Annotated in this window: 3 protein-coding genes; 2 read left to right on the top strand and 1 reads right to left on the bottom strand. The window is 46.9% G+C overall.

Going from position 1 to position 2508, the window contains the following annotated elements; translation table 11 throughout:
- Together MHN01_RS24420 and MHN01_RS24425 are read left to right on the top strand one after the other, a co-directional pair.
- Positions 1 to 357: efflux RND transporter permease subunit (locus MHN01_RS24420; RefSeq protein ID WP_239413972.1), on the top strand; the 357-nt coding region annotated here is incomplete at its 5' end.
- A gap of 17 nt (positions 358 to 374) precedes the next feature.
- Positions 375 to 1280 (top strand): helix-turn-helix transcriptional regulator, encoded by a 906-nt coding sequence (locus MHN01_RS24425; protein ID WP_239413973.1) that lies wholly within the window; start codon positions 375 to 377, stop codon positions 1278 to 1280.
- An 11-nt stretch (positions 1281 to 1291) separates the two neighbouring features.
- Here the strand turns inward: MHN01_RS24425 and MHN01_RS24430 are convergent, their stop codons facing one another.
- Positions 1292 to 2215: a LysR family transcriptional regulator gene (locus tag MHN01_RS24430; protein WP_239413974.1), complete on the bottom strand. Its 924-nt coding sequence runs from the start codon at positions 2213 to 2215 to the stop codon at positions 1292 to 1294.
- Between the last annotated feature and the right edge of the window lie 293 nt (positions 2216 to 2508).

The following is a 2508-nucleotide window of genomic DNA, read 5'->3' on the forward strand; positions in this document are numbered from 1 at the left end:
GTTGTCGTGAACGACTCGCTGATACTGATCACCCGGTTCAACAAAAATTACCGTAGTGGTATGCCAAGGCACGAGGCACTGATTAATACCGGCACCAGCCGTGTCCGGGCGATTTTCCTGACTACCATCACAACGGTGTGCGGTTTGCTGCCTTTGCTAAGCGAAAGCTCGGAGCAGGCACAGTATCTTAAGCCTGCTGCGGTCTCACTGGTGTTCGGCGAGCTGTTCGCAACCAGCGTAACCCTGTTGCTGATACCAATACTGCTACGAATTTTTACCCGCAAAGATCGTTGCGATACAATTTCTGATACTCATTCGTCTCAGACTTTGCCCAACACAACCGTTCATGAAGGATAAATACAAAGGCTAACGTTATGGATTTACAACACCTTGTTCCCGAACTTACTCTGATTGAAGAATTACCGGAACACTGGAAAAGCCGGTTCGAGAAAGCAATCTATATGCTGTATAAGTCGTCGGAACAATCACCCGCGTTGGCTTGGGAAGAGATTGCCGTTGCCTGTGCAATCTCGCCTCACCATTTCCATCGCGTATTCCGTGCTGTCTTCAACGAGGCACCGGGGCAATATCTGCGACGACTTCGTCTGCAAACCGTTGTTGAAAAATTGGTGTATAGCTCAGATAGGATTACCGATATTGCTGTCGAGAGTGGCTTTTCATCTTCGCAGGCATTAGCCAAGGCCCTGAAAAGAGAACTGAATACTTCAGCCAAGGCGATTCGAAAGTTACGAGAGTCAAAAGATTTTGATGATATAGCTGAGGTTTATAGAAAGCTTGGCCATCCGACGGCACAATCGCATCAAACGATGGAATCACAGATCGCCGAAAAGCTTGAAACCGAGCTACGCACTTACCCTGAGCGTTTTCTCCCGGCCAAAAAATTCAGTGTTCCTGAGTTTGAGAAGCTAATGAATGCACCAAGTGATGTAGAAGAGTATGAAGTTATCGTTGCGACGAATGTTGAAGAGCTAAGCAAGCGTTTTGACGATATTACACTTCTTGTCGGTGAGACTTTTACGACGGCCGACAAAGCAAACTTTACCATATCTGCTGGCGCATATTTATGTTGCAAAGCCCTTATCAGTAGTGATGTTGGATACCACGCAGTATGGGATGAACTCTACCGCCGAGCTATCCTCGAGGGCTATGAGCTAAGTGAACAAGGTCACACCATCGAATACTTACGAAACGCACCTCAAGGGAAGCAATTTGACTTAGAGGAAATAGAGCTTCAGTTACCCGTCGAAATTGTAAGCTAACAGCCTTACAATCAGCATACAGATTCACTTCCAAGCAAGTGCTGAAACTTCTCACGCAACCTATCCCGCAGTAATAACACTGCGGGAGTCACTTGCTTACGGCTTGGACAAATCAACCACAGGCTCGTTGATTTTGCTCTAAAACCGGGCATGACTTCTACCACCCGCCCGGCTTTCAGATCGGCAAACATATCTAACCTAGATTTCAGCGCTATACCTTTACCTGATACTGCCCAACGCCTGACAATATCACCGTCATTGCAGATACGATTGCTGTTCACCTTAACTTTCTTTGAAGATTCTGATTCCCCGGAAACCTTGCTCGTAAATTCCCACTGATTGAAAATCTGATCGCCAAGCCGATATAACAAGCAATTATGATCAAGAAGCTCATCTGGTGTCTGTGGCGCGCCATGACGCTCAAGATATTCAGGTGCCGCGCACAAAATCCGATCTACTTCTGTTAACTGGAAAGCCACCATCGAGGAATCTTCCGGTTGCCCGTAACGCAATACTACATCTACCCTGTCCATATAAAAGTCAGCCAGAGAGTCCCCCAAGCTCAGCTGAACACTGAGTGCCGGGTTGCCATCCATCACTTCATCAAGCAATGGCAAGATCATGTTTCGCCCCAGATCCGAGGATACCGACATGCGGATCTCACCTGCTATCTCTCCCTGCATTTCAACAAGCGATGCCTTGGCATACTCAAGAGACTCAATCGCCTGACGACAATGCAGCAGAAAACGTTCACCTTCGGCGGTTATGCGTAATTGGCGTGTCGAACGAATAAAAAGTTCAACCCCTAGCTGCTTTTCAAGCCGCTTAAGTGCCGCACTAGCCGCTGCCGGACTGGTATCCAACAAGCCAGCAGCGGCTGTGATGCTGCCGCAGTCAGCAGTTCGAATAAATAGCTCTAGATCGGACGTATTCATAGCAGGCTTTATTTTCAAAAAAATATTGAAAAAGTTTAAACCATTACCCTGTTTTTGCTTAGCCTTTTCTCTCTTATTATCACTGAAACAATTCAATATCCAACAAAGCTAGCGCCAGTGACTGCCACACTTTAGCGTTAGCCCATATATGAGAAAGAGAGAATAGTCATGAAAGCCATCGGATATCTCACCCCAAAAAGCATTGACCAACAAGACGCACTCGTGGATTTCGAGCTACCGACCCCAACGGCGACAGGCCGTGACTTACTGGTAAAGGTAAAGGCGATTTCAGT

Origin of the sequence: Photobacterium sp. OFAV2-7 (assembly GCF_022347985.1) — a bacterium.
GTDB lineage: Bacteria > Pseudomonadota > Gammaproteobacteria > Enterobacterales > Vibrionaceae > Photobacterium.

Coding starts and splice junctions, on each gene's coding strand:
- MHN01_RS24430 (WP_239413974.1), bottom strand. CDS start 2,215: ATGAATACGTCCGATCTAGAGCTATTTATTCGAACTGCTGACTGCGGC.
- MHN01_RS24425 (WP_239413973.1), top strand. CDS start 375: ATGGATTTACAACACCTTGTTCCCGAACTTACTCTGATTGAAGAATTA.